This is a genomic window from Pseudoalteromonas sp. GB43 (assembly GCF_054923805.1).
The window spans coordinates 148,062-174,920 of sequence record NZ_JBPCHJ010000003.1 but is presented as its reverse complement, the minus strand read 5'-3'; the positions used below and the strand labels follow the sequence as shown (position 1 = coordinate 174,920).

The following is a 26,859-nucleotide window of genomic DNA, read 5'->3' as shown; positions in this document are numbered from 1 at the left end:
GATGAAAGTAATAGATCAAACGCAAATTGATGTTGTCCTAGATTTTGACTCGCTTCGCATTGCTTTACAAAAAGGATTTGCTCAGCAGTTTACTATGCCCAAGCGTCATGTGTATGAGTTAGATAAAACAGACACAAACCATGACGCATTTGCCGTATTACCAGCATGGAATGAACAGGTTATTGGAGTAAAGGCATTTACCTACTTTCCAAGTAATACTGATAGTGAGTATGCGTCACTTTATTCAAAAATAATGCTGTTCTCTCGTGCTCATGGTGAACCTCTTGCTCTAGTTGATGGTACACGTGTAACACTTTGGCGCACAGCTGTAGTATCTGCTTTGGCAAGCTACTATTTATCGCGAAAAGATAGCCAGCATTTAGTGTTTTTTGGCAGCGGCAATTTAGCTGAGTATATGGTTCGAGCACACTTGAGTGTGCGCGATTTTAAATGTGTAACGTTAATTGGGCGTAATCAAGATAAAGTTGCTGTTTTACACAATAGCTTACAGCGTGCATTTACTGATATTGAGTTTGTTATCGGACAAAGTTGTGAAAAAGTTATTAAAAGTGCCGATGTGATCAGCTGCGCAACAGGTTCACCAACGCCATTATTTAAAGGTGGTTGGTTAAAGCCTGGTACGCATGTTGATTTGATTGGTAATCATCGCTGCGACTCGCGCGAATGTGACAGTGTTACTATCGCACAAAGTAAGGTATATGTAGATAGCAAGGAGAATGTTCTTGCTGAAGCTGGTGAATTGTTGATTCCTATTTCTGAGGGAGTTTTTGATGAAGCTAATATATCCGGCGAGCTTGCGGATTTAGCCGCGAATTCAAGTCCGAAGTGCACCACTCGCTAAATTAGGCTGCTTTGCGTAATTCATCGAATATTACCGCTGGTTGCCTAAACCCTAGACATTTTCTCGAACTCGCATTGAGCGCCTTTTCTATGTGCGCAATTTGCTTATCTGTCACCGTTCGTAAATCAGTGCCTTTGCGAATATATTGACGCAACAAGCCATTAAAGTTCTCATTTAACCCTCTTTCCCATGATGAGTAGGGGTTAGCAAAGTAGATGTCGGTTTTTAGCTTGTCTGAAACATGCTCATGTTCACAAAACTCACTCCCGTTGTCTGCGGTTATCGTATGAACATGGCGTCGATAGCGCCACAGCATACCTATCATTGCTCTGCTCACTTGCGCTGCACTTTTTGCTGGCACTTTGCGTATCAGGTAAAACTTACTTGTACGCTCGACTAAACTAACGATTGCTCCCGTACCATGCTTGCCAAGTACTGTATCCGCTTCCCAATCACCAAATCGTGTCTTAGTGTCAACAATCGCAGGTCTATGTTCAATGCCAACACGATTTGGGATGATGACACGTTTGCTTCGGCTGCCTTTACGATAACGTCTGTGCCCTTGTCGCAGATGTTTGTATAGCTTGCCACCACTCAATTTATCTTTTTGAATATAGCCATAAATCCATTCATGACTCACAGGATGCCCGATAATTTTGCTTACACCCGCAACCTGCTCAGGGCTCCATTTTTGCTCCAATCCAAACTCAACGAACGCAATTGTAAGTGCTGGCATGGAATACTTGGCAGCTAGATGTTTTCGTTTACATGCCTTTGAATGTGCAACCTCAGGCAAGTAATGACTTCGAGTACTATTGCGCCTAACTTCACGACTTATAGTGCTGTGGCTCACTTTTAGCCTTTTCCCTATCTCTCGATAGCTAAAACCCTCGCGTAAGTAGGCCTCAATCTGGTATCTTTGCCCTTCGATCAACTGCTTGTAACTCATGGTATCTACTCTTGTTTTTTGGCGATTACAGAGTACCACCAACAGGCAGTTGATCTCTTCTCACCGTTTAACCATGAGTGGTGCACTTATTATCTGAATTCGGGGCTAAAAAAAATAACTATGAGAGAAAATGTGAATCCGATATAACAGTATTTAAGTCTGTTGGCACAGCGTTAAGTGATTCTTATAACTGCCCATTATATTTATAAGTCATTAAAAAAATGAGTAGCTTATTACTTTTATTATTAGGGCTTTGTTTCGTTATGTTGAGCTTACTAACATTTATAAGATGGCTCAGGATTCGTTATGATAAGCAACATTGGCGAGTTTGTAAAATTGTAAACATTAACAATGTAATTGATAATAACGTGCGCAATTTAGAGCTTTTGCACTACAAGAGGATGTTAGTCAGCTATAAATTCAAAGGTAATTTTTATAGTGTTTTTGTTGCTTTTGATCAGCAGCTTATAGCCCAGTTTAAAAATGGGATTGATTGTACAATTTTAATTGACTCTAACAATCCTAATGTCACTTATCTTAATAGTAATTGCTGGGTGAAATACTGTGGAGTTTGGCTTTTTTCGGGCATTATTTTTATAGCTTCAAGTTTTTTAACTTCTAATTAAATTGTAATGTCTAAGTTAGGTGGTTGGTTGAGTGTATAATTGTAGATGTCAACATACTTTCATCTCAAATGAGAATTGTTAGAGTATGGCTTTCATACTGCCGCATTAAAATTCGTGATGATGAACTGCGTTAGTGGATATAATAGAAATGGCAAAATTAGTTGGAAAGATGCTAATAATTATCAGTTAATGCATGTCTACTCAGCTTCTCATACTTGAAAGAAGTGTTGCTTGTTTTCTGAATAGTAATGAGCTATGCCAGTTGAATAGCACCATTACAAGTCTAAATACTTAGTATAGCTAAAGTTGTTAGTAATTTAGAAATTCATAATGTTTAAAATTTTAAAAATTGATCGTAGAATTAAAAAAATTCTGTGTAAGACACTTTAAACAAATGTCCCAAGATAAATACGTATCAATTACAGAAGCAGCAAGATATGCTCGAGAGAAAAAGTTATCCTCAATTAAAGAATGGCTTGAGGCCAGTGAAGGTGATGAATTTCCAGAGTCTATGCCTAAGCGCCCACCTAATGTATATGGCTGTAAATGGTCAGAAGTTTTAGCTCCTAAAAACTCACCTGGTTGTGGGCGATTCGTTGAGTTTCATGAAGCTTGTCGAATTGCTCGGACATTGGGTGTTGAGACGATGACGCAATTTAGGGAGTTGAGTAAAGAGGGTGGTAGGCCTGCTAATATACCATCAAATCCAAATCTTCATTACAAAAGTGAATGGAAAGGTTGGGTTCATTTCTTAACTGGAAAAACTGAGTAAAGATTTTAGCTGTTATTAGTATTAATCATCAGTCTTTTTTCAAATCTGTTTTTATTTCAAGCACGCAATGGAGTTGTAGTTAATACTTAGACTGTTAATGGTAGTATGTCATGTCGGAGTTTTGTCACCTAGCAGAGCCACTATTTTGGTTCGAGAATCGGAAAACCAAACCTTCAGCCGTAAAAACTAACTCCACTTTCCCTAAATTATCTGTCAAAAATAGATTTTTTTCAGGCATTTCTGAAATCCATTTCAAGTAAATTAATAATCTCAACTTAATAGATTTTCAAATTTGTACCAAATTCAAAAAGGAATTCTATTTAGAATAACAACTTACTTTGGGTTCTAAAATGCTATTTCGTAAACTATTACTACTAGCCTTGGTATATATATCTTTAAGCACTAAAGCTGAAACCACAGTACATGTTGATCCTGTAAACACCTTGTCTTCTAAAAGCTTACTAAGTAGTAAAACGGATGAGCCGTTTACAATAATAAAGGTACCAACATTGTATACCTTGGAGGGAAATAAGGCTTTTGGTGAACAGCAGATTACATTTAAGTTACATAGTGACGCACCAAGCTCTGTTGTTGTAAATGGAATTACTGTAACAAAAGGGCAAATTGTTCAATTTGATAAGGCTGTTAACTCAGCTGGCGGTCTAGATATTCCAATTTACCCAGGGAAGTTGGATCATCAGGAGCTGCAAATTATACCATCACTCTAAGTGTCAAAGGGGCAACATGTCCTGAAGGCTACATTTTATCTGGCGGAATGTGTTACAGAACCACGACTCAACCAGCAATTAAAGTATGTCCATCAGGTTATTTGTACAGTCTCAATTCGGGTGATTGTTCTAAAACATACACAGTAGACGCCACTAAGAACTGCCCTGCAGGTACAGCGTATTCAAATGGTGTATGTATGGGTTCATCTAGCTCGCCAGCAAGTTCATCATGCCCGGCTGGATATACGCGCTCAGGAAGCAACTGTTATAAAGATATTCAAATTGACGCTACTAAGAATTGCCCACCTGGTACCACATACTCAAACGGTTTATGTCTAGGTTCATCTAGCTCGCCAGCAAGTTCATCATGCCCGGCTGGATATACGCGCTCAGGAAGCAGCTGTTTTAAAGATATTCAAAAAAATGCAAACACGTCATGTCCTGCAGGTTCTACCCTGACAAATAACAAATGCATGATATTGACAACTTCAAACGTAATTCAATCATGTCCTACTAGCTACTTATTGGACGAAGGGGTTTGTACTAGAACGTCAGAAAGAGCCGCGATACCTTATTGTGATGAACCTCGTTGGCAACTCAATAGTGACAAAACAAGCTGTGATGATGTAGGTTGGGGGATGTATCCACAGCCAGTTAAGAATAAATGCGACGCGGGTTATAGCATTGTGACTTATAGAGAAGATTCAAATGATATCTTTTCAGCTTCAAAAGTTAAGTGTGTTAAGACCGAAAACACACCAATTACTCTTAAGTGCCCATCTGGATATAGTTTAGGTCCTGGAGGGTGTACGAGGCTAGAAGAAACAAACGAAATATACTACTGTGATAGCGGTTACTCTCTAAATGGTACATTATGTTATCAAAAGATTTCAGAGAATTTGATTTACTCATGTTCGGCTGGTGGTTCACTAAATGGCACCGACTGCGTTAGCTCCACATCTACCGCTGTGACATACTCTTGCCCGTCACAATATAGTTTGTCAGGGTCGAAATGTAATAAGAGAGAGAATGCGAGTTTAGTTTACTCATGTCCGGCTGGTGGCTCACTAAGTAGCACTAGCTGCGTTAGCTCCACATCTACCGCTGTAACTTACTCTTGCCCAACAGATTATATTTTATCAGGGGATCAGTGTAGTAAAACTGAAGAAGTTCCAAGTATCAATACTTGCCCTACAGGTTGGAACCTAGAAGGGGAGGAGTGCACCAAAACCGAATCAGTTTCACCATAACGCCTTTCGCCAAGTCCAATTTTAAAAATTGGACTTGGTTTAAAAACACTTCGACCAGAAACATTTTAAAAAATAGATTAAATTTAAAATTTGCTCTTTTTCCCGCCTTTTAATTAGAAACAAGCTGTAAATTATAAGTAGTTATTCGACCTTGGTATTTTACATATGTCATTGAAAGATATTAAAAATCAAATTCAAAAGGCTTTAAATGTATTTTTAATGCCTTATCCAGAGCTAATTAAAAATGGGGTTGGGACCAGTAAACAAGAGATGAATGACATTGGTTTTGCTATTTTCTCGGAGCTGAAATCGGCAATGGATATCATTTCTGAATTAGGAAAAACGCCAATCGTAGAGCCCATGAATTTAAACCAATTCACAATTCCTGCGATGTATTTTTAAAAAATGAAGATGTAAGAAACGCAATTCTAAAAAACAATCCTGATTTCACTTTAGAATCTTTAGCTGAAATGAACGTCCTATTTATAAACCCAAAAACAGGTGATGTGTTTAAGAAACATGCTCAGCTAAGGATTTAATATGGAACTAAATTTGTCAAAAGGCTTTGCTGAAGCAGAGAAAAACTTAAAGTCTGCTCAATCATTATTGCTTGCTAAGTATGATGTCTCTTGGATATCCAACCCGGGAAAAATAGATTTAGATCGAATAACGTTAATAGATAAAGAAACTTTAACCGAAATTAATGACGCTCTTGAAATGATTGCTCAAGCCAAAGATGCTCATGAATTAGAGAGGGAATTATGAAAACTCAGTTCTTAATTTGGTTTTTAATTGGAGTAATTATATTTCTTTTGGACTTCATTAAATTTGATACAGAAAATATAAAATGGCTGTTCGCTGTAGTGGTTGGTGAATTTATAATTGCCTTTTTTTTCTTATCAAGTAAAGTTGGCAGCTTTAAGTAATCCTTGTAAATCAGTTGCTTAAGTCCGACACTGGTTAGTATCGGACTAATCTCCCGATTCGAAAGTTAATATGCTCTTACTAATAACTCTCACTTAGGAACTAAAACATCCCCTTGTACCTAGATAAATCTTTTTAATTAATAGAGTCTAATTTCCCAAGATTCTATTTTACAGTTGATTTAACATAACATATTAATTGCATAAATGGGCATTTACACAAGTTAGCTTAAGGTGTATAAATGCACAGTACTTATGTATTCGTATGAATTTAAATTATGAACAGCAGATTGGAAAAGATTATCGATTTAAAACAGTCTCAATTACTGGCTACCAAGGTTAGTCAAAAATTAAATGAGATTTATGTAAACCCTAAATGTCCGATATTCAATTATGTTAACTCTTTGGCGGCGGATACATCCAAAGAGACCGTCACTCGATGCTTGCAAGCAATTGCAAAACATACTGGCTACGCAGATTTTTATGAAATTAATTGGGCAGAAATTACTTCAACTGATTTAAATAGCCTTATCCATAACCTAAAAGCCAAGGAACTATCTCCAAAAACGATTTCATTATATGTATCCGTTGTAAAGGGTGTATGTGAGCATGCCTATTTGTTAGGACAGATTTCTAGATTGCAGCTAGATGGTATTCTAAAAGTGAAAGGAGAAACCGGCTCTAGAATTAAAAAACATCAGGTAATTTCTCGTTCTAGTTTCCAAGGGCTTTTGGAGAGAATAGCAAGCTCAAACCCAACTAATAGAAATAAAATGCTTAGAGATTTGGCGCTTTTTCATATTTTAATTGGTACCGGGTTAAGAAGAAGTGAGTTGGTCACAATAGATATTTCATCATTAGTCTTAGAGCTTAGTAACGAAGATAGAGTTACAGTAAATACTCAGTATTTGAAGATTATTGGTAAAGGTAATAAGGAAAGATATGTTGCGATCCACCCTGTTACAAAAATTGCTTTAGAAGACTGGTTGAACGTTCGAGGTATAAAGCCAGGTCCGTTATTTGTCAAAGTGCCACGTAGTGGAAACATTGATGTTGAAAATAGTAACCCTTTAACTGGCAGCGCTATTTATGAACTTTGTAAAAAATATAACACTGTTGCTCCCCATTCTCTAAGGCGATCATACGCGACTTGGCTCGATGAAAAAGGCGTTAAGATAAGCAGAATTAGTAAACTTCTTGGCCACTCTAAAGAAGTTACAACTGCAATGTATATTGTAGATGAAGATTCAAAGGCATTTGAGGATGTGTTGAATAATTTGTTTTAATCTCAAATATTTTGTTCTTTGTTGTCTGTATTGGCTGCAATTTACTGATATATAGGATTTTATTACATAACAAGATGTGACAAGGAACAACATGATTTTATTTGTTCATTTTAAATTTATCTTTTTTTGTTAGAATATAAGTTAGTGATTCTATAAGAACAACCAAACATGGCTGATACATACTTTAAAAATCTAGATGATGACTCAAAGAAAAAATACGTCTCGCAAGTTTTAGAACGATGCAAACAGGTGTGGGGTGTTGATGAGCTACATGAAATTGAAGATGAGAATGGACGTCGAGCTTTAGGGCATAATGCGAGCACTATGAAAATGTGGTTGAGCCGCCCTTCTATGCCATGGGATTTTATTTTAACTACTGCGATTAAAAAAAATGTAAGCCTAGACTACCTTCTTCTGAACATAAATGAAAACACAAGTCTAGAAGATGTTAGACCTGAAGAGCTTCTTGAAACTGTAAATAAAGTAGTTGCAAGTTCGTTAGAAGAAAGTGCTGATTACGGAATTATTGACCCTACTTTTGTTCCAACAATTATTAAGAAGATTAAAACGTCATTAGAAGGTGCTTTAACAATTAAAGCCAAACCCTCCAAATCAGCCTAGGCAAAATCAAATTAGCAAGAAAATGACCAGAAAGACCTTGGCCATTTTTAATCCGACTGGCGTAAAAGAAATTTTTCCGTAAAAAGAAGTTTTACTTTGGTAATAAAAGTTGGTGCTAGAAATGCACAAAGTAATATCAAGTCGTTTATATTTACAGTAATAGAGTAAAAAAAGCCTAAAAAAGGGTTAAGGGAATTTTGCGTAATATAATTTAACATCAAAATTAGGTGCAAGACTGAATTTATCAAAAAGATACACATTGTGATTACTGAACCATCTGAGTATCCTTTACCCTTTCTTATAAAAGGAAACAGTAAGGCAATGATAAGCGCTGTAATGCTATCAAAAAGAGAGAACATCAAATACATATTGACTATACCATCTATAAAACCACCCGCTTCTCTTAAGTACTCTAAAGCCATTAAGTAATCTGTTGATAAATAGGATATTGTAACGAATGTTACTAAACACATGTGTGAGAATGATGTTTTTTTGAAGTAGGCTTTAATGATAGTTAGGCAGAAAACCATAAAAAGTAAGCCTGAAAAGCTCATCAAGTATTTAAAAAAGAAGTCACTAGCTCCTGCAGTAAATAACTTGTTATAAGAAACTACAAATGCATTTATATGTTCCATATTAAGCTCTGCGTTTGTAGCTGGCTAAATTAACAACATTTTTGAGCTCTATCTTGGATGTATAGGCAGGGGTAATACTACTCTTTTGAGGAAAGCCTTCTATTCCAGCAAGTTCAGCTTTAATTTCTTGAATTCTACGGAAGACAGCAGAACGCTCATCATTAACTGGCAGTCCTTTCATGTAGACCTCCAGTTGAATCGACTCTTGAACCAACTTTCTAACGCGCTGCGCTATTGCAAGAGAACGAATAAATTCACGCTTTAAGAATACAGCTAAAGAAATCACCCAAAATATGAAGCAGAATAATAAGCTCATTAAGGCTATAGGCGAAGCTCCCATACAAACATCCAACTCTAACTACTACATCGAATTTCATAATAATGTACTGAGAGTTTACCAGCAATAGTCCTTTATTATTGCTTTTATATGACCAACAGTTATCTTTTGCCTGCGTATTTGAGGAGAAAAATTTACATCTGTTTAGATGAGAAGGAGTCATAGTGTGGCGAAAATAGCACTAAAAACGCCATTAGCTTCATTAAAGTTATAATTTCTGGCAGTCTTTTCTCAGCAAGCTTACAAACTTTCAAATCCATTTGGCTTAAAAAGTGAAATTTTAATTAAAAACAGACTTAATATGTTCCATTGAAATTTATCATTGAGTGATGTTAATTGGAGGTTCAAATGTTACTCATTAAAAAAAAGCAAAGCCCAGTACGGGGGATATTTTACATTTCACTTTGTATTTCATTATCTATTGTAAGTTGCAGCTTGAATTCATACTTTCGATACGGTATGACTTTGCCGCTTGAATTTTACACTCCCTTAATCATTACTTTGATATTGATTCTATTGAGCTCAAAGCAAGGAACTGTCTGTTTCGGCCCAGTTAAATTGTTTAATTCTGGAAAATAGCGTGATTTAAAGAGTGTGATAGCCTTAGATTTAAATGCTCGATGTGGAAGACTTTCAATGCAAAATAGTACAGCACTAATATCAATAATCTTAGCGTGCTTATCTAGCGAAGCTACAGCAATTATCCATGGGGATAATACTGCATGTTATCCATTATCATATGATAGAGCTGCAATCGAAAAGCAAATAAAAGTGGATTTGTTTACTACGTATACGGCCTTAAACACTATAAGTGGAGAGGAAAAACTATTGAATGACACTTACTCAGCTGAACTTGAGAATATAAAAGTGGTATCTACTGAGTTTCAATATTTTAAATTTTCTTACTCTGAGCGTGATGGCCATCTTTGTGGTTCAATAATAAAAAAGTGATTAACCTAAAATAAGACGGTAAAGATGAAAGAGTATTACGTTATAGAAATTGGCTTTAATGGTGCTGGAGGTCTAGGGGCTGATGTAGCCAAAAGCTTTAAATAAGATAAAAACAAAGTTCATTGTTTTGCTGAAGTATTTTTCGAGCCTAAATACATTAGATAAAGAATCTAGTTTTGTAAAAAATATTGGCTCAGATAAAACTCTTTCTTTAGCGCTTTTTTAATATTACTCTGCCCCTTTTAAAAGTATCAAACTGCCTTTGCCATTAATAATTCAATTACCCCATCTAAGGCCTTCGAGTCCACCCCCTCGAAATCGACCTTCAGATGAAATGTCACCTGTAAAATTATGACTGTATTACGAATTTAATAAAAAGCAGATATGTGAGTAGAACAAAGTTTCATACTTAATTTTTAGCTTGAATCACACAGAGTACGCTGCCATTTATAAAACGTTATGCCCTAAAAGGAGTTAACCTAAATATTGTTTAGCTCTGTTTTGAGCGAAGACTTTGTGAAATCTGCTTCTTTCTTTAATTTCTTTAGCTCTAAGTTAGAAGTTGTTGAAGGTGAATGCGACTTTATTATTTTCTTATTCTCTGAATGTGCTGTTTTTCGGGCAAAGTAAATCAATCTAAAAAACTACTTAGAAAACTAAAAAAATATTTTAAGACTAATGAAAAAGTGTGTCGCAAATATACTGTTTTAGCGTTATTGTTAGTAGGTTCAAAGTATTGTAGGAAATTTAAATGGACAATTGCAGTGTTCTAATCATTGATGATGAAGAAATTAATACCTTACAACTGGAGCATGCTTTAGAAGGAATTGGAGATATTTCAACTTCTAACAATAGCTCTGAAGCAATACTGCTTATTGAAAAATTAAACCAGACATTTTGATTCTTGATTTAGAAATGCCTAAAGTCAGTGGTTTTGACATTTTAGAAGTGATACAGCAAAAGCCTACTTTGGCACAAACTAGAACTGTTGTTATTACGTCTCAAAGCGATCCTGCGATTGAAGAAAAAGCCTTATCTTTAGGCGCGATAGACTGTATTTCTAAACCGCTAAACCTCAGACTCTGTCGAATTCGTATTGAAAATCATATAAAAATCAGAACGCAAGAAAAGGTATTACAGCAAACACAAGAAGAACTATTTGCTGAAAAAGAGCAGTTGAGAATTACGATAGATTCGATTGCAGATGCAGTTATTTCTACTGATAAAAACGCAAATATTGTGTACATGAACCCTGTAGCACAAAGGCTAATAGGGTGGTCACAAACTGCAGCAAAAGGTCGCCATATTGAAGAAGTCATGAAGTTATGCGACGCGACAACTAAAAAACCGTCCATTAATCCTTTATCTGTAGCTTTAAAAGAAAATAGACCTGTCGCCATGGCTTTAAATACGCAATTGATTAGTAAGCAAGGAATTGAACATCGAGTTGAAGATAGCGCAGCTCCAATTCTTGATAAAAACCATAATCAATGCGGCGCTGTTATGGTATTTCAAGATGTGAGCGAAGCCTTAGCTATGTCGATGCAGATGACATATCTATCACATCATGACCAATTAACATCATTACCAAATCGAGTATTACTTCACGATAGGCTCACGCAGGGGATTGCTAGGGCTGCTTTTAATGGCACTAAGTTAAGCTTGATGTTACTTGATCTAGATAAGTTTAAGTTTATTAATGATGCCTTAGGGCATCATGTCGGTGATGAGATTATTGCACATATTGGTCACAGCTTGGACCGATTCGCATGTAACGATATTACAGTCGCACGTGTTGGGGGAGATGAATTTGCACTTGTTGTTTCTCACTCGGCTAATTATTTAAGTTTAGAGCCACTGGTTAATCAGGTTCTTAATGTTATTGGTAAGCCTTTCAGGTCAGGTGGTGAACAGCATGTTCTTTCAGCAAGTTTAGGTATAAGTGTGTACCCTGATGACGCTTCAAGTGTAGAAGAAATGCTTCGTCATGCATATTCTGCAATGTATAAAGCAAAAAACGAATCTGCAAACAGTTACTTCTATTTTAGTGATGATTTACAGGTTGAAATGAATAGGCGTCTTGAGGTTGGAAATAAACTTAGAAAGGCATTAGATGAAAATAATCTCGAAGTTCATTATCAACCTAAATATGATTTAAACACTGACACACTAGTTGGTGTAGAAAGCTTAGTTCGTTTAAAAGATGGACAAGGTGGCTTTATTTCTCCTGTTCACTTTATTGAATATGCAGAAGAAACGGGGCTTATTTTTCGCTTAGGAGAACAAGTTCTTGAAAAGAGCTGTATTGCAGCGAAAACTTGGCTTGATAAAGGTCTACCTATTAAAGTAGCAGTAAATATATCTGCTAAACAATTCTCAGATACTAAACTTGTAAATACTGTCGCCGAAATTCTTGAAAGAACCCAATTACCAAGCCGTTATTTAGAGTTAGAAGTGACAGAGTCTGCGTTGATTGAAAACTTTGATTATACTGTAAGTCAATTAAAGCTTATCTCTGGCATGGGGGTCAGTATTTCTCTTGACAACTTTGGAACTGGATATTCCAGTCTTTCATACTTAAGATTGTTCCCAATAGATGTACTAAAAATAGATCAGTCTTTTGTACGCGATATGCTTAACGATGAGCAAGCTCTCAATATTGTAACGACTATAATTGAACTAGCTCATTCTTTAAAGTTCCAAATTGTGGCTGAAGGGATTGAAACTTTACAGCAAAAAGAATCGATTGCAAGAGCTTGGCTGTCAAATAAACCAAGGTTATTTATTTAGTAAGCCATTGAGCTTCGACAACGCTGATAAACTAATTCAAACCAGTAAAGCTGAAGGAATATTATGTCCTTAAATTTAAAACCATTATCACAATGTAAAGTATTCATTGTTGATGACGATGAGATGGTCAGGTTAAGTCTAGGTGTTATTTTAGAAGATCATTTTTCCGTGGATGCATACTCTTCTGGTCAGGCTGTTTTAGAAGCCTGTGAGGACTCACTTCCAGATTTGATTTTACTAGATATTAATTTACCGGATATAAGTGGTCTGGATATTTGTAGGCGACTTAAGGCTAAAGCTACATTCGAAAATATCCCAATAATTTTCATCACTTCGACTTACGATACAGAGTGTCAAAATGCATGCTGGGTAGCCGGAGCTACCGATTATATTGGTAAACCCATCACAGCATCCACGTTGATACATCGTACAAAAAATCACTTAGAGAATAAGCTTCGATTAGAAAAACTAATAGAGCTTACCTATAAAGATCCATTGACCGGCTTATTTAATCGGCACTATTTAGACCTTGAAGTTGCTAATGTTTTTAAACAAACTTCAAGAGAGAAGAAACCGTTCAGTTTGCTAATGCTTGATCTAGATTTCTTTAAGTTATACAACGATCAATACGGGCACCCGCAAGGAGATGCTTGCCTGAAACTAATTGCTGATGTTATTGAGCGTTCTATTCAACGACCTCAAGATATAGCAATACGATATGGTGGCGAGGAGTTTCTTATCATACTGCCATACACTGACTTCGAAGGTGTTAAATTCATATGTGACCGTATATCAACTGAGCTAGAGACGATTAATATCCCGCATGTTAAGTCTATTTGGGGCCGCGCGACAGTCAGTATCGGTGGGGTTATCTATGAGCATCAAAATAAGGTGAGCTTTGATGAGCTAATTAATTGCGCAGATAAAGCGCTTTATGCGGCTAAAAGTGATGGGCGAAACTGTTTTAGGCTTAGTTTTTGTGATTGATTTAGGCTTTTCTTACTGCTTTTTGTAGAAACATCAGGAGCATAGCCTATACTTTGGAAATTGTTAACTTACCAAGAAATACAATGGAACATTCCCAAAAGCGTCGAGATTTTCTAAAAACACTCGGTGTTGGTGCTGCGGCATCAACACTTGCGTTTAAAGCCCCTTGTGTTTTTGCAAAAAACAAAGTAACCCTTCGTGTAATGGGAACACATGTTACGTTGCAAGAAGAGCTTAAACAAAGAGCAATGCGCGAACTAGGTATAAACATTGAGTTTTTACCTATGGGTAGTGCCGCAGTTTGCAAAAAGCAGCAGCAGACCCTAGTTCTTTTGATTTGTATGAGCAATGGTCTGACTCTGTTAATATTTTGTGGCACGCAGATGCCATTCAGACAATCGAGGTTGATAGACTCGTTTATTGGGATGAAATAAACCCACTTACCAAGACAGGCAAAATTGTACCGGATGCAAAGTTAGGTGCAGGCTATTCACCAAATAAGCTTCTTTATGTACAGCCGGATGGTTCGTTAGGAGCAACACAAACAAGGGAATAGTGAAGAAGTCCTTCAAATAGCGCATGCGTTAAAAGAGATGTGTGGTGAAATAAGCGCTAACAAATTAAGAGAGTTATTCTCTGATATTGAGGTGATAGCAGAGAAAGGTAATTTGGATATAGGCGCTCAACTAAACTCGAACAAATGGTTCCTAAGTTAGTAGAGGATGTTAAAAATAGTACAATTTCTAACAAGTAAACTCAGCTTAAGCCTTAGAGCGTCGAGTACTAATAAAAGCGTTACCACCTTATGAAATGATATAGAGCCGTCCTTCGCCTCTAACTAGCTTTTGCCCAAAAGTGTGTTTGAATGGGATCGATAAATCAGGATTCTCAAGACAGTCAGTATGGAACTTTATTCCTCTCCTACATCAGGTAAATCCATTCCTATACCATCATACTAATATCTTTAATGAATACTCACCCACCCTTAATGCCATTTAACAGCCCGATTGAGTTGCGACCTACTTCAGGAAGGTAAAAATAAATAAAAGAAAAATTAAATTAACTAAAGGACATAGACGTAGATGCTGAGGTGTATGCTTTATATACAATTAATGGTATGATGGTATAGAAATTAACAGCTTAAGTGAATTGCCTATGTCTTTGTATAATGATGTTGAGTTTGCATTTAACCAATTAGTTAATGCGACTGAAGTACTTAACCAATTCCTTCATGAATGTGAGGTGGTTCATGCTGAATGCTATAAGTTACCACCTTCAGCTGGTGACATGTCCGATACTAGTGGCTGGGAATTAGTAACCCCTGAAAAGCATACCGGCTTTACTGCATTAAGTATGGCAACAGGTTCTTTTGCTCGATTTACGCCAGATTATAACCACTCACCTAAATACCCTTTTAGACTACCTGGCTTTATCCAATTAGCGCCAATTCATTATCAATCAGCTTCACAGCTGGTGAATGCATGTAATTTACAAAAAGTGATAATAAAAGAGCTCATCAACAGCAGCAAACTCAATCAAGGTCAAAAGCGAGAGCTAATACAGTCAATTTGCCCTAACGCTATTACCTTACAAATATACAGGCTGATCAAAGTTGCTGATGACCAGTTAAACGAGTTGGTTTTACTTGGTGTAACAAAAACAGTATGAGAACTATTAACAAAGAAGAGTTTCTTACGTATTTAGCCGGCAGTAAAAATAACCCACCTTCAGGTAAAACTAGATCTGAATGGGCGCCATGGGTTGAAAAAGAAATTGAGTTAGTGAAATCAAAACCTGGCCAATTTATCAAGGTGAAAAGACCTTTGCCAATTACACCTAAGCTTAACGTTTCTTTCACTGATGACACTAACACGGTTATGTTTTATGGCCATGTACCTATCATTGTATTCGGTGATGAGCCTTGTAAGATCTCACCATTAAAGAGTTGTATCAGGTCAACAAATGAAGCTGAACAATATAATTACTTAATCAAGAGACTTTATGTAATGAATGAATGAGACCTTTTACTTGTTATACGCTTAATGTGTGAATTGAATAAATTGGGTACTTACTAATACCTGAAGGAATTTTATGAGTTTTAAATCCTGGGCTAGTTATAGTCAATTCAGTCAATCAGTAAGAAATAAATCAAGATACGTTCTAGACTGTGATTTACAGGACTTTTTAAAAGGCATTAAGGACACATGCACCAGTCGAGTTATGATTATCCCTCCAAGCTCAGAGCTTTGGCGAGCACAAATGGGACATAACACCAAACCTTATATGCAGGATAATATTGAAGTAGACAATATATTTGTTCCTTATCCAGAACCCCGTATGAGACCTTTGAAAGATAGCGCCACAGAGGGTAGAGCCAACCCCAAGGGAATTCCTTGTTTATATGTTGCCTCAGAGAGAGAAACTGCTATGTCTGAGATACGCCCTTGGATAGGCTCAACTGTTTCAGTTGCTAAGTTTTCAAATAAAAATGAGCTTAGACTAATCGACTTTTCAAAACATCCTAATGTTACTTTACCGCTTTTCTTTGCAGAGCCTGATGATGCTAAGAAAATAGAAGCTGTTTGGAAGCATATTGATAAAGCCTTCTCTGAACCTGTAACTAATAGTGACCAAAAATCAGACTATGCTCCTACACAAATTATTACTAAGTTAATAAAATCGTTAGGTTATGATGGAATCGCATTTAAAAGCTCTTTAAGCGAAGGGATTAATCTTGCTTTATTCGATTTGGATTGTGTCTATTTTATAAGATCCAATCTATTTAAAGTTAATGGGATTAATTTTTCATTTGTAAACCATGGTGATGAGCGTTACATGTAACAAACAAAAACTTTCGTTAAACTCAGGATTGCTCCAGAGCCTGCCATTACTGAGCTGCTATTTTTATAAAGTAAGAACTATTGATGTTTAGATACCCTATTTCAATTGACAAGTTCAATTCCTTATTTAAAAGGTTTGCCATCGAGTGCAAGTCACACTCCCAAAAAAAGGTATCAATTACAGAGCGTGTTTCACTGTTTATTCTGTGGACAATGAAATTATCGAAAGTCGAAATACCTCATTAAGTGTATTTTGCAATATTCATCCAAACCCCGGTGCTTAGTAAACTGCTCTTTAAAGTGTCAACAAATCACATGCCCTCTTTGTGATACTGGAAAAAGCTTCACACTTGAGCAACTACAAAATCTTATCCTTGAAAGCAAGACATTCCTGTTTAAATTGTTCGATAAATATCTAGCGAAGGTAGAGAACCAAAGCAACTTAATATTGGTTAGCAAAGATAAAATTGACCTAATATGCACAAAAAGTCTTGGCTCAGGCGTGAAATGCGGAAAAAAGTTTCACATAAACTGAGTAATATTAAGCATGCCATTCTAAAGAATAATACCCACATTACTTGCCAGGACCCCTGCGATTCAAAGTTAAAAGGTAAGTCCTCTCGACTAAGTATCATTGAATTAAAAGAACGGTTAATGTTGGCCAAGGGTTCGGAATATAGCCTACATTCATACAAAGGGGTTGGAGGCTACGCAATATTTAAGCACAAATGCGGTTTATTAATTAACAAGAAAATTCACCCCTTTTTAAATAAGGATAAAGTAACCCCTAGAAGCAATAAACACCTCACCGATTGTCCTGCGTGCGCCAAATCTATAAGCCCAAGCATTGTAAATCTCGAGCACTGGACATCACTAGTAACTAATCAGCAACTTGCATTACTAGATTTAAAACCAACTTTTTTATGTCGCTGCGGTAATGAGTTTCAAACTGGTTTTGAAATTATACTTAGCCAAAAACACCACGGTTGCGCTGAATGTTACAAAAAACATCACAAGAAAAGAGATATTTTCATTTTAATAAGCTTAGAGAAATTGTTAGTAAAAGAGGGTTTATATTGTCTCCACCGCTACCCAAAACATACAATTGTAATCTTCATGTAAAACGCACAGGAGATAACCACGAGTACCCAAATACCCTTAGCTTTCTTCAACAATTTCCAGCCAGTAAAGATGGATTTAATCCCAAGTTTGAAGTTAAAAACTCGCTTATGGCCGCTTTTCAGTAAATGATGAATGTTTTTCTAAAGAATCAATTGAAAGTGCGTTCTGGGCTGGCTTTATTGCTGCAGATGGATGGGTTGATGGTGATAAACGCATTGGCCTTTCTCAACACATTAACAATGAGCCCATTTTGATAGATTTTGCTAAGTATTTAGATTTTGGTAACACCTTAAGTTACCGGTTTTCTGCAAGTAACGCGGTTATGGTTGAACTTAGATTTACCTCTAAGGTAATTGCTAAATCACTAAAACAATTTGGCATTGTACGTAGGAAAAGTTTAACTCTAAGCCCACCTTAATTCTCTCAATCAACTAATGTACTGGCATTTATTGCAGGCTATATTGAAGGTGATGAGTGGGTTAGAAAATATTACCAAAGAAATAATAAATGCTTTTGTATTGGCTTATGTAGTGGTTCAAAACAGTTCATCGAATGGGCTCATAATGAAATAAAGAGCCAGCTGGGAATTACTGGATCATTTAGCACCAAACAAAATACAGTATCATTAAAATATTCAAACTCGGCTAGCATTACCTTGTTAGAGCGCTTTTAACCTGTCTCTAACCAGAATAGTAAGATTACAAAAGCTTATTCAGTATTGGCATCTACAACTGGCCATGACAAACTTGAAATTTCATCGTGATTAAAATAAAGCTTTGTTTCATCACTTTTCAAAATGTAGCTTTCCAAAGATATTGGATCTGTTCTTAATGTACCTTTGATATGACATTCAACTGATGTACAGCCTCGTAAAACTAATGTTGTATTTGGAGTACCATCACTGAGAAGAGCAACAACCCTATTTGTGAGGTAGGTATGCAAAAGATAAATTATACCTATAACAACTATCACCATATTCCAAAAGCTTCTAAGTTCCCTAGTTTCCACCATATTTCGCCTCCACTGTATTGATTTAACTCGCCTATTTTTCTAAGCGTACTTTTAATGGGTACCCTCTTTGCAATCCTCAATAAAAAGGCCTTAACAAACAAACTTTTCATATATTTGTTTGTTTAGGCGCTTTGACACAACAACTTAATCATACATGAGCATTAATTTTAAATTACTTCATTGCCTGGGTAACCGCATATGGCGTAGCAACCAACTTCAAATCTTCACCTATTTTGTATCGCATTTTATCAAGATCATCATTGAGCTTATCCAGTGATTCGATATATGGTTTAGCAACAGCCCCTTTTAGTGATACACCTACAGATGAATTTGACTTGATGTTATGAAGCACTTCCTGAAGTACCGTTATTATTTGCTGAGCTACAGCTTCCTGAGCTGTTAATGATAATGTCTTTGCGTTAACCGAGGACTTTTTAAAGCGCTAACTAACTCTGTAGCATTTAAATCTGCAATAGCTTGTAGTGCTATTTCATCTGCCGTCTGAGCTACATTCAGTCTTTTATCAATTTTGGCAACGAGCTTTTCTGCTATATCATCAAAAATGTACTTCAAGCCTCTGCTTGAGATAGTTTGTTCAATAGGGTTTAAACAATTTGGATCTGTGCTTTCACACTTCATTACTCTAATTGAGCCTGTATCAGACTCTTCGAAAATACCTCTTAATGAGACAGTTGCAGGTTTAGTTATTACATCAATCCCGGTATCGGTCGAGCTTGTGCTTCCAGACTTTCTAGAAATTGTTGTACCGGTTAACGACATGATCAGGTCTTTTAAGTTTGCTCCACCCAAACCTGAGATTGAGGAATGGGTATATGCACTGACATTTGCATTCACTAGAATATGATGAGCTGTATTAACTTCTACTTCGACACCATTTTTTTCTGCTTTAACAGCTGTATTATCTGTATCGCCTTTCGTAGCGTTTGCCTCACCTCTATCTGTTAACCAACCTGAAGCATCATTTGCGAGCCCTTCTAAAGCACCAAACTGCACTGAGCTCTTGAAAGTATCGACTGCATTTGTGCCGTCATCTAATTTCAAATCTCCCAAATATCCAACAGCCTTTTCGCAGCCATTAGCTGTCATTTGATTAAATTCATCAAGTTTTGTTTGAAGGTCTGACATTAACTTACTACATGAGGGACAAACTGAAGTTAAAGCCAAGTTAAAGGCGTATGATGGTACACCTTGTGCAATCGCCCTTCCCATTTGCACTAATTGGTCGGAGTTTATTAAACTAAAGCTTCCAGCAAAAAAGTCGATGCCACCACAGCCTCCAGATATTTTCGGAGGTTGAAAATTAACGACATTCGCTCTTATCCCTTTTACTCTGTAAGAAGCCCCACCAAAACTTATACCGTTTCTTGTTGGTGTACTGAATGAAGTAGCAGTTGTCGTTTGAAATGTTACAGCTTCATTAAAGACATCTTCCATCACAGTTGAAGCATGAATTGATGGAGACAAAGCGCTAAGTGCAATTAGCACTCTTAATTTATTAATTTTAAACATTACTGAGCCTTTGATGTCGTTGAAAGGTTAATCTCATTAAGCCGTTTTCTGAGTAGGTCAGATAGAATTGAAGGGTTGTCTTCTAACTTTTGCTTTTCAACTACTAAAGGCTCCTTTGACACAAGAATATCTTTTACTTCTTGTGTTTTAACGAATTGCTCTTCACTAATGAGGTTCATCCGTTTTGCTGCATAGAGTGCTCTTTGAACAAGTTCACTACCTGATGCCATGCCATATTTAATTGTTTGAAAGTGCTGACCATCATTTGAGACAAGCATTGTTGTAGGGGTAATGTTCACTTGAAACTTTCGAGACAAAGTCATGTTAGGGTCGATCACATGCTTAACTCCCGGGAACTCTTTATCTAAAAGAATGCCATCCATTGAGATTGCTAACACATCAACCCCCATAATCTTAGCTAAGGACTCCATCGCAGGAAATTGTTGGTGACAATACGGGCAGTCAGAACGATAGAACATCCACAGCCCAGCTTTATCAAATAAAGAATTGAACACTTTGGCTTTATCTTTATTTGTTTTTACTTTATGAGCAAATAACGCATTACTTGAATTTGGTCGGCGGTTACTCTCAGAAAGTTGCTCTTCAAACATAAAGAATTCTTTTGTTTGATCGCTAAATGCATTCGCTTTGTCGATAGCTAAACGCTGTGCGTAATAATAGTTTGAAATGTTCTCTGTACTAGGATCATCAATAGCTGTATTGAGTAATTTAGGAAGGTTTTCTTTCAACCACGCTGAATTAATTTCAACCATTTCTGGTTGTTTCTTATCATTTGGCTGTGCAGAAGGAGGCTGCGCCTTTGGAACTTCTTGCTTTTCCTCATCTACAAGCTCAGGATCTTCGTAAAAGTGCCATCCTCTACTAGGTTTTTCTGTTCCAGAAAACGGTGAGCTTCTAGCAGACACAAAACCTGCATTCATGACTCCCAATGCTACAATGATTAAACTTAAATAGAATCTCATTCCTTTCAACCTACGAAATTTTAGCTACTTGCGTGTGTTGTACTCGAACTGATTGCTCTTGAACGAAATGATGAAGATTTACTTTTTTAAGTTTGATTGTTTTCACTGATTTAGGATTAACACCACAACGACACCAAGGGCAAGAAGAAGTGAAACTTTGGGTTGTTCTTAAATAAAAGCGGTCACATGAGCATCTGTTGGGGTATAAGTCCTGCTTAGAAATTCCACAAAACAATGAATTCACTTGATTAATGTCAATTGGGTCGACCAAATCTTGGAAGCGCTTATTAAAGCTTATACAAACATTAACAAGCATATCTGCAAAAACATTGTCATTATCAAAATCAAAATTAGGGTACAGAACTTTAGCTTCATTAAATAGCAGATTCGCTATCAAAAAGCCTTCGCGGTTTGAATCAACCCATCCATAACCAACCGAATTTGCAATTTTCTTGAACTCAAATGGCTTAGAAGAAATAGTGTCTACTTCCCTTTTTATTTCTTTATAGCGTCCAATTTTGATATAAGGAAAGAGCTCTGCAACAAGAGCTGGCCTTGCATTAAGAGACATCAGCGTAACAATCAGTGAAATGTCTCTTGTTATATTATATGAAACACTTCTTCCATCCACTAAACCTATGAGTTCTGAACTAATTGCATTCATAATTAATTCCCCACCACAGCGATTGAAGTACTTGCAGCTAAGTTTTTAAGCTTGCCAAGTTTTGAATCATTATTCTCAGCACTTTTAATAGCATCTAGCATTTGTTTAATTCCATTCAAACCAAGCGATGCCGCGTTAATAACTGTTTTTTCTCTAGCTAGTCGTTGCAATGTCATTGTACTTGCATCACGTATAGCAACCACATCAGCTTCAGATTGAATACAGAAAAGGTGCGCAGCCAATTGAATATCTACAACTGCAGCTTGTTTCACTAGAAGCAAAGCACTAACTTGAATAGATATTGCTTCATCCAAAAATTGACTTCGATTTTCCATAACACAACCAATAAAAAATTATTAACAATGAAGCTACATTTTAAACAAAAGGTCACTAAACTGGCAACTACACAAAGTGTATATTTCACAATAAAATTTATAGAAAATTTAAACAGTTGATTTAATTAAATTTATTTTATTTATAAATATAAACTTTATGATTTAAAAATTAAACACAACCTCAACTACTAGCACTTTATAATTAGATAATTAGGTCGAGTACTGTTATCAAAAATCAAAGTTGGCCATTAACAATCGAAATGTAATACTCAATTCAGGTATAACTTTTAGGTTTTTAAATGAAATCTCTGTTTCACATTGCAAATAAAATTAATAAAATGCTCACAGAATATGAGCTGGGTAACCTTCAAGAATTGAGGAAAAATATTCATTCTTTATCACGAGTTCCCTCAAAGTATGTATTTGACCAAAGGGGAGTAAAAAAGATTGGGGAGCTCATTTCGGAGGTCGAGCCGAGCTTCAATTTAACATCGGCTTTGAAAATAATTCGTTTCGATACGGAGTAGCATTCTCCTTTCGCCCTAGTAGAGATCATCCAAACCTTAATGCTCTAATAGAGAAAATTAATTTATTCAATGAATACATCAATGAATTCGGAACTGAGTTTTACGATTTAAGCATGTGGCACTATGATGTTGAGCATGACGGCTCTAGAAGTGAAGACTTTCAGCCAACTATAATCAAGTCAGAATGGTGCAAAACTAATGCTTTTATTTTCCTAGGTGAAAAACAAAATCGTGAAAGAATTGATTATCAGCGAGTTTGTGATGTGTTAGATCGCTTACTACCTTTGTATCTTCACATAGAGATAGCATCAAATAGTGACAACCCTTCTACTCCCTCTTTTGTTTTCAAACCAGGTTGCAGAACAAAACTGTCATTTTCCAAAGCCTCCTATAAGAAAAATCAGCAAATAGATGTACGACTATTACACAATGATCTTCAACAGGCTTTGTATGATGAATTAGTGCAAGTCTATGGCAGGGATAACGTAGGCACTGAAAACTTTATAGGATGCGGAAGAGTTGATTCTGACTCTCCAATTGGGTGATAAGTACAGGTTGTATGAAATCAAAACAGCATTTAGTGCTAAATCATGCATACGGCAAGCAATTGGGCAACTTCTAGAGTATGCGTACTTTTATAAAGCAGGTTTCGTAGAAAAGTTAATTGTTGCTGGTCCTGTAAAATGCACAAGCGTTGAACATTCCTATCTGAATGAACTGCAAAGCAAGTTTAATTTGCCGATCGAGTATTATCAAATCAAAGGCCCATGCTTTGACTTTGATTAGGTTATAATTTCATTTTACTTTCTTAAATTGTATTTATGTTGAAAAACCCCGAAGTAAATTATCAGGAGTTGGGCTGAGCAGTTAGGGCTTGATTCTGATCTATATGGAAGTCACTCAATGCGAAGAACCAAAGCGACATTGGTTTATGCTCGAACCAAAAATATAAGGACCGTTCAGTTACTGCTTGGCCATACAAAAATTGATAACACCATTAGATATCTCGGAATTGAAATTGAAGATGCAATTAAGATATCCAGAGAGACGGATTGTTAATTTAATATAGCCAGTAACCCCAAGCTGCCTTTGCCCCTAAGTTTGCTAGCGTTGTTACTCAATAATTTTAGCTCAATGATTAAATCAATCAGTTTATATAATCCCTCAGCCCAAATTCAAACCCATATATAATTGATGTGCGATATTTCTTTTTAAATGAAAAACGCTATGTCTTTGTTCTTTGCAGATGATTTATTGAAGTACATGCTTTTATCTGCATTGGACAATACTTCATTGATAAGCTTTGGATTTGCCTTACTTTTAAAGGTGTAACTCCCGATACTTAATGAAATCCATATTTTTTGACTATTCCAGTGTAAAGGGCTGGACTCAAGGCAAAGATGCATCTTATGGATTACTTTATCCACATCCTCTTCATTTGATACTCGGTGTAAGATAACAACGAATTCGTCGCCTCCAACTCTTGAAATGAAATCAGATGAACGCAAGCAACGATTTAAGGATGAGGCTGTATGCTTCAAGACTTCATCACCAGCCTCATGCCCTAGGGAATCATTAATTTGTTTGAACTTATTTAAATCGATATTAAGAACAGTAAACTCAACGATTGAACCCTCTCTCGACATTATTTTAGTCATTTTTTGAAATAAGTAACGGCGATTAGGCCCGAATTCAGATAATAAGTGCACCACTCATGGTTAAACGGTGAGAAGAGATCAACTGCCTGTTGGTGGTACTCTGTAATCGCCAAAAAACAAGAGTAGATACCATGAGTTACAAGCAGTTGATCGAAGGGCAAAGATACCAGATTGAGGCCTACTTACGCGAGGGTTTTAGCTATCGAGAGATAGGGAAAAGGCTAAAAGTGAGCCACAGCACTATAAGTCGTGAAGTTAGGCGCAATAGTACTCGAAGTCATTACTTGCCTGAGGTTGCACATTCAAAGGCATGTAAACGAAAACATCTAGCTGCCAAGTATTCCATGCCAGCACTTACAATTGCGTTCGTTGAGTTTGGATTGGAGCAAAAATGGAGCCCTGAGCAGGTTGCGGGTGTAAGCAAAATTATCGGGCATCCTGTGAGTCATGAATGGATTTATGGCTATATTCAAAAAGATAAATTGAGTGGTGGCAAGCTATACAAACATCTGCGACAAGGGCACAGACGTTATCGTAAAGGCAGCCGAAGCAAACGTGTCATCATCCCAAATCGTGTTGGCATTGAACATAGACCTGCGATTGTTGACACTAAGACACGATTTGGTGATTGGGAAGCGGATACAGTACTTGGCAAGCATGGTACGGGAGCAATCGTTAGTTTAGTCGAGCGTACAAGTAAGTTTTACCTGATACGCAAAGTGCCAGCAAAAAGTGCAGCGCAAGTGAGCAGAGCAATGATAGGTATGCTGTGGCGCTATCGACGCCATGTTCATACGATAACCGCAGACAACGGGAGTGAGTTTTGTGAACATGAGCATGTTTCAGACAAGCTAAAAACCGACATCTACTTTGCTAACCCCTACTCATCATGGGAAAGAGGGTTAAATGAGAACTTTAATGGCTTGTTGCGTCAATATATTCGCAAAGGCACTGATTTACGAACGGTGACAGATAAGCAAATTGCGCACATAGAAAAGGCGCTCAATGCGAGGCCGAGAAAATGTCTAGGGTTTAGGCAACCAGCGGTAATATTCGATGAATTACGCAAAGCAGCCTAATTTAGCGAGTGGTGCACTTCGGACTTGAATTCGCGGGTAATTGAGTAAGCTCGTCATGTAATGACAAGTTTTGAGCACGTAAGTAGTTTTTGACTAACGCTATTAGAAGAAAATAGCCAATAGAAAAAGTTGCAATCCCAAAGGTCATGAAAATAATTTTAAATTTATATATGCTATCTATTTCACTAAAGTCTTTATATGAAGCAAATAAGGTCCAATTGTTATTTGGCAAGTATATGGGGTAGCTTATATCATAGTTCTCAACAGCAATATTGTTACCCTCAATAAGTCTATTACTCTCTCCATTTGAGTTGGTGGCAACTAGCGCAATGTTTGCGCCGATAACATCTTTTATTTTTGAAGCTTCTATTAGTTTGTCATAATTTATAACGACACTTAGGCCACCCCAGTAATTTTTGTTTTTAGGGGAGTCTGTAAATATTGGGTATCTTGCAATAAGAGCTCTTCCTCCTTGCACCAGTTCTAATGGCCCAGCTATGAAAACTTTTTGAGTATCTTTAGCTATCTGAACGGTTTCGTACTGATTTGGAACAGTTCTAAAGTCCAACCCAATCGCCTTTTCATTACCCTCTAAAGGATATGCATGAGATATGATGTCGTTGGGTGCTAGTCCGATATTTCTCACAAGCGCAGCTTTGGATAAAAATTGACTGGATATAGAGTTCCAATTTTTTGTTGCGAAATCAGGGTCTAATGACACCACCGACGCCAAGCTATCTGCAAGGTAAGTATCACGAAATATATTCGCTTCAATACTATATCTAACTAACGCTACTTCATGCTGAATTGTCTCTTTTACTTGTTGGATTTGTCTTTCGAGAAACTTATCCGTTACTAGATAGACAATCATATAACTAAAGACGCCATACATTATGGTTATTGTCCAAAACAACCAAGGGCTAAATTTATATTTATGTAACACAAGAACACTCACAACACCGCAATACAAGTTAATGGGTAACTTTCAGTAATCTCTATAGATATTAGACATAAAATTATGTATTAACTAGGCTTTATCGGTAAAATGATGAGAATAAATCAAGAAGCTACGAGCTGATTGGCTATACCCATGAATCGTCTTGGCCTCATGCCCCAACTTCATTACAAAACAACCAACAGGAAACAGCACAACAAAGTGCTAATCAACAGTTTATCTCTGGCCTTTTGTATTGATGAGGAAACGATAGCAAAACAAACAAGGCAAACGCTGATATAGCTACTTAGCCATTACTACCTCAATAACGATAATAGTATTCAACCCCAATCATGGACATACAAGCGTTTAAGGTTTAAAGATACTTTTACTAATCTGATGTTAGTGGTTTACCAGATGACGTGTAACTCACATTTGTCCAGTGACGAGTTAACATCC

Annotated in this window: 27 protein-coding genes and 2 pseudogenes; 18 read left to right on the top strand and 11 right to left on the bottom strand. The window is 36.7% G+C overall.

The genetic code is table 11. The features are described from left to right. Position 1: 1 nt before the first annotated feature. On the top strand, positions 2-862 hold the full coding sequence (lhpI, locus tag ACRWSG_RS22900; RefSeq protein WP_462167660.1) for a bifunctional Delta(1)-pyrroline-2-carboxylate/Delta(1)-piperideine-2-carboxylate reductase: 861 nt from the start codon (positions 2-4) through the stop codon (positions 860-862). 1 nt (position 863) lies between these two features. On the opposite strand, the gene ACRWSG_RS22895 is transcribed toward lhpI, so the two are convergent. Then, positions 864-1,811 (bottom strand): IS30 family transposase, encoded by a 948-nt coding sequence (locus tag ACRWSG_RS22895; protein WP_462167215.1) that lies wholly within the window; start codon positions 1,809-1,811, stop codon positions 864-866. 975 nt (positions 1,812-2,786) lie between these two features. Here ACRWSG_RS22895 and ACRWSG_RS22890 point away from each other — a divergent pair. The 6 genes from ACRWSG_RS22890 to ACRWSG_RS22865 all read left to right on the top strand — a co-directional run bounded on the left by ACRWSG_RS22890 (position 2,787) and on the right by ACRWSG_RS22865 (position 8,017). After that, a complete protein-coding gene (locus ACRWSG_RS22890) occupies positions 2,787-3,209 on the top strand; it encodes a hypothetical protein (RefSeq protein WP_138602603.1) in 423 nt (140 codons plus the stop codon). Between the two features lie 350 nt (positions 3,210-3,559). After that, positions 3,560-3,937, top strand: a complete 378-nt coding sequence (locus tag ACRWSG_RS22885; protein WP_462167659.1) for a hypothetical protein — start codon at positions 3,560-3,562, stop codon at positions 3,935-3,937. Positions 3,938-5,352: 1,415 nt separating this feature from the next. Next, positions 5,353-5,589, top strand: coding sequence for a hypothetical protein (locus ACRWSG_RS22880; protein WP_285222107.1), 237 nt, complete (start codon positions 5,353-5,355; stop codon positions 5,587-5,589). A 138-nt stretch (positions 5,590-5,727) separates the two neighbouring features. Continuing rightward, positions 5,728-5,952, top strand: a complete 225-nt coding sequence (locus ACRWSG_RS22875; protein ID WP_138602738.1) for a hypothetical protein — start codon at positions 5,728-5,730, stop codon at positions 5,950-5,952. A 448-nt stretch (positions 5,953-6,400) separates the two neighbouring features. Next, positions 6,401-7,396, top strand: a complete 996-nt coding sequence (locus ACRWSG_RS22870; RefSeq protein ID WP_462167658.1) for a tyrosine-type recombinase/integrase — start codon at positions 6,401-6,403, stop codon at positions 7,394-7,396. A gap of 168 nt (positions 7,397-7,564) precedes the next feature. Beyond that, complete coding sequence (locus ACRWSG_RS22865) at positions 7,565-8,017, top strand: helix-turn-helix domain-containing protein (RefSeq protein ID WP_462167657.1); 453 nt, start codon at positions 7,565-7,567, stop codon at positions 8,015-8,017. 47 nt (positions 8,018-8,064) lie between these two features. On the opposite strand, the gene ACRWSG_RS22860 is transcribed toward ACRWSG_RS22865, so the two are convergent. Together ACRWSG_RS22860 and ACRWSG_RS22855 are read right to left on the bottom strand one after the other, a co-directional pair. Next, positions 8,065-8,652 (bottom strand): hypothetical protein, encoded by a 588-nt coding sequence (locus tag ACRWSG_RS22860; RefSeq protein ID WP_138602728.1) that lies wholly within the window; start codon positions 8,650-8,652, stop codon positions 8,065-8,067. Position 8,653: 1 nt separating this feature from the next. Then, positions 8,654-8,992: a hypothetical protein gene (locus ACRWSG_RS22855; RefSeq protein WP_462167656.1), complete on the bottom strand. Its 339-nt coding sequence runs from the start codon at positions 8,990-8,992 to the stop codon at positions 8,654-8,656. A gap of 633 nt (positions 8,993-9,625) precedes the next feature. On the opposite strand from ACRWSG_RS22855, the gene ACRWSG_RS22850 reads away from it, so the two are divergent. The 8 genes and pseudogenes from ACRWSG_RS22850 (at position 9,626) to ACRWSG_RS22815 (ending at position 16,558) form a co-directional block, all read left to right on the top strand. Further along, positions 9,626-9,940, top strand: a complete 315-nt coding sequence (locus ACRWSG_RS22850; protein WP_462167655.1) for a hypothetical protein — start codon at positions 9,626-9,628, stop codon at positions 9,938-9,940. Positions 9,941-10,691: 751 nt separating this feature from the next. After that, positions 10,692-10,841, top strand: coding sequence for a hypothetical protein (locus ACRWSG_RS22845; protein ID WP_462167654.1), 150 nt, complete (start codon positions 10,692-10,694; stop codon positions 10,839-10,841). Next, positions 10,838-12,730 carry a two-component system response regulator gene (locus ACRWSG_RS22840; RefSeq protein ID WP_462167653.1) on the top strand — a complete coding sequence of 631 codons (1,893 nt, stop codon included), beginning with the start codon at positions 10,838-10,840 and terminating at the stop codon, positions 12,728-12,730. Before ACRWSG_RS22845 ends, ACRWSG_RS22840 begins: the two co-directional genes overlap by 4 nt. 63 nt (positions 12,731-12,793) lie before the next feature. Continuing rightward, positions 12,794-13,717: a GGDEF domain-containing response regulator gene (locus tag ACRWSG_RS22835; RefSeq protein ID WP_462167652.1), complete on the top strand. Its 924-nt coding sequence runs from the start codon at positions 12,794-12,796 to the stop codon at positions 13,715-13,717. 83 nt (positions 13,718-13,800) lie between these two features. Continuing rightward, positions 13,801-14,264 (top strand): annotated as a pseudogene (locus tag ACRWSG_RS22830) (twin-arginine translocation signal domain-containing protein); the annotation flags it as partial. A 608-nt stretch (positions 14,265-14,872) separates the two neighbouring features. Continuing rightward, positions 14,873-15,385, top strand: coding sequence for a DNA replication terminus site-binding protein (locus tag ACRWSG_RS22825; protein ID WP_462167651.1), 513 nt, complete (start codon positions 14,873-14,875; stop codon positions 15,383-15,385). Further along, positions 15,382-15,735, top strand: coding sequence for a DNA replication terminus site-binding protein (locus ACRWSG_RS22820; RefSeq protein WP_462167650.1), 354 nt, complete (start codon positions 15,382-15,384; stop codon positions 15,733-15,735). Before ACRWSG_RS22825 ends, ACRWSG_RS22820 begins: the two co-directional genes overlap by 4 nt. Positions 15,736-15,808: 73 nt before the next feature. Then, positions 15,809-16,558, top strand: coding sequence for an RES family NAD+ phosphorylase (locus tag ACRWSG_RS22815; RefSeq protein ID WP_462167649.1), 750 nt, complete (start codon positions 15,809-15,811; stop codon positions 16,556-16,558). A gap of 1,829 nt (positions 16,559-18,387) precedes the next feature. Here ACRWSG_RS22815 and ACRWSG_RS22810 read toward each other — a convergent pair. From ACRWSG_RS22810 to ACRWSG_RS22785, 6 genes are all read right to left on the bottom strand, one after another. Further along, the gene (locus tag ACRWSG_RS22810) at positions 18,388-18,690 is read right to left on the bottom strand and encodes a hypothetical protein (protein ID WP_462167648.1); all 303 of its coding nucleotides are present in this window, start codon (positions 18,688-18,690) and stop codon (positions 18,388-18,390) included. Between the two features lie 172 nt (positions 18,691-18,862). Further along, positions 18,863-19,042: a hypothetical protein gene (locus tag ACRWSG_RS22805; protein WP_462167647.1), complete on the bottom strand. Its 180-nt coding sequence runs from the start codon at positions 19,040-19,042 to the stop codon at positions 18,863-18,865. 47 nt (positions 19,043-19,089) lie between these two features. Beyond that, a complete protein-coding gene (locus tag ACRWSG_RS22800) occupies positions 19,090-20,220 on the bottom strand; it encodes a conjugal transfer protein TraH (RefSeq protein ID WP_462167646.1) in 1,131 nt (376 codons plus the stop codon). Continuing rightward, complete coding sequence (gene traF / locus ACRWSG_RS22795; RefSeq protein ID WP_138602718.1) at positions 20,220-21,203, bottom strand: conjugal transfer protein TraF; 984 nt, start codon at positions 21,201-21,203, stop codon at positions 20,220-20,222. The genes ACRWSG_RS22800 and traF overlap by 1 nt, the downstream gene beginning before the upstream one ends. 10 nt (positions 21,204-21,213) lie before the next feature. Then, positions 21,214-21,867: a hypothetical protein gene (locus tag ACRWSG_RS22790; RefSeq protein WP_462167645.1), complete on the bottom strand. Its 654-nt coding sequence runs from the start codon at positions 21,865-21,867 to the stop codon at positions 21,214-21,216. Between the two features lie 2 nt (positions 21,868-21,869). Continuing rightward, a complete protein-coding gene (locus tag ACRWSG_RS22785; RefSeq protein ID WP_036973899.1) occupies positions 21,870-22,202 on the bottom strand; it encodes a hypothetical protein in 333 nt (110 codons plus the stop codon). A gap of 640 nt (positions 22,203-22,842) precedes the next feature. Here ACRWSG_RS22785 and ACRWSG_RS22780 point away from each other — a divergent pair. Both ACRWSG_RS22780 and ACRWSG_RS22775 read left to right on the top strand, forming a co-directional pair. Beyond that, positions 22,843-23,274 carry a hypothetical protein gene (locus ACRWSG_RS22780; RefSeq protein WP_462167644.1) on the top strand — a complete coding sequence of 144 codons (432 nt, stop codon included), beginning with the start codon at positions 22,843-22,845 and terminating at the stop codon, positions 23,272-23,274. Between the two features lie 298 nt (positions 23,275-23,572). After that, positions 23,573-23,788: pseudogene (locus ACRWSG_RS22775) on the top strand (tyrosine-type recombinase/integrase); the annotation flags it as partial. A gap of 152 nt (positions 23,789-23,940) precedes the next feature. On the opposite strand, the gene ACRWSG_RS22770 reads toward ACRWSG_RS22775, so the two are convergent. After that, positions 23,941-24,438: a GGDEF domain-containing protein gene (locus ACRWSG_RS22770; protein ID WP_462167643.1), complete on the bottom strand. Its 498-nt coding sequence runs from the start codon at positions 24,436-24,438 to the stop codon at positions 23,941-23,943. Between the two features lie 80 nt (positions 24,439-24,518). Between ACRWSG_RS22770 and ACRWSG_RS22765 the strand changes: the two genes are divergently transcribed. Beyond that, a complete protein-coding gene (locus ACRWSG_RS22765) occupies positions 24,519-25,466 on the top strand; it encodes an IS30 family transposase (RefSeq protein ID WP_074989424.1) in 948 nt (315 codons plus the stop codon). Position 25,467: 1 nt separating this feature from the next. On the opposite strand, the gene ACRWSG_RS22760 is transcribed toward ACRWSG_RS22765, so the two are convergent. After that, complete coding sequence (locus ACRWSG_RS22760) at positions 25,468-26,337, bottom strand: CHASE domain-containing protein (protein WP_462167642.1); 870 nt, start codon at positions 26,335-26,337, stop codon at positions 25,468-25,470. Positions 26,338-26,859: the final 522 nt, after the last annotated feature.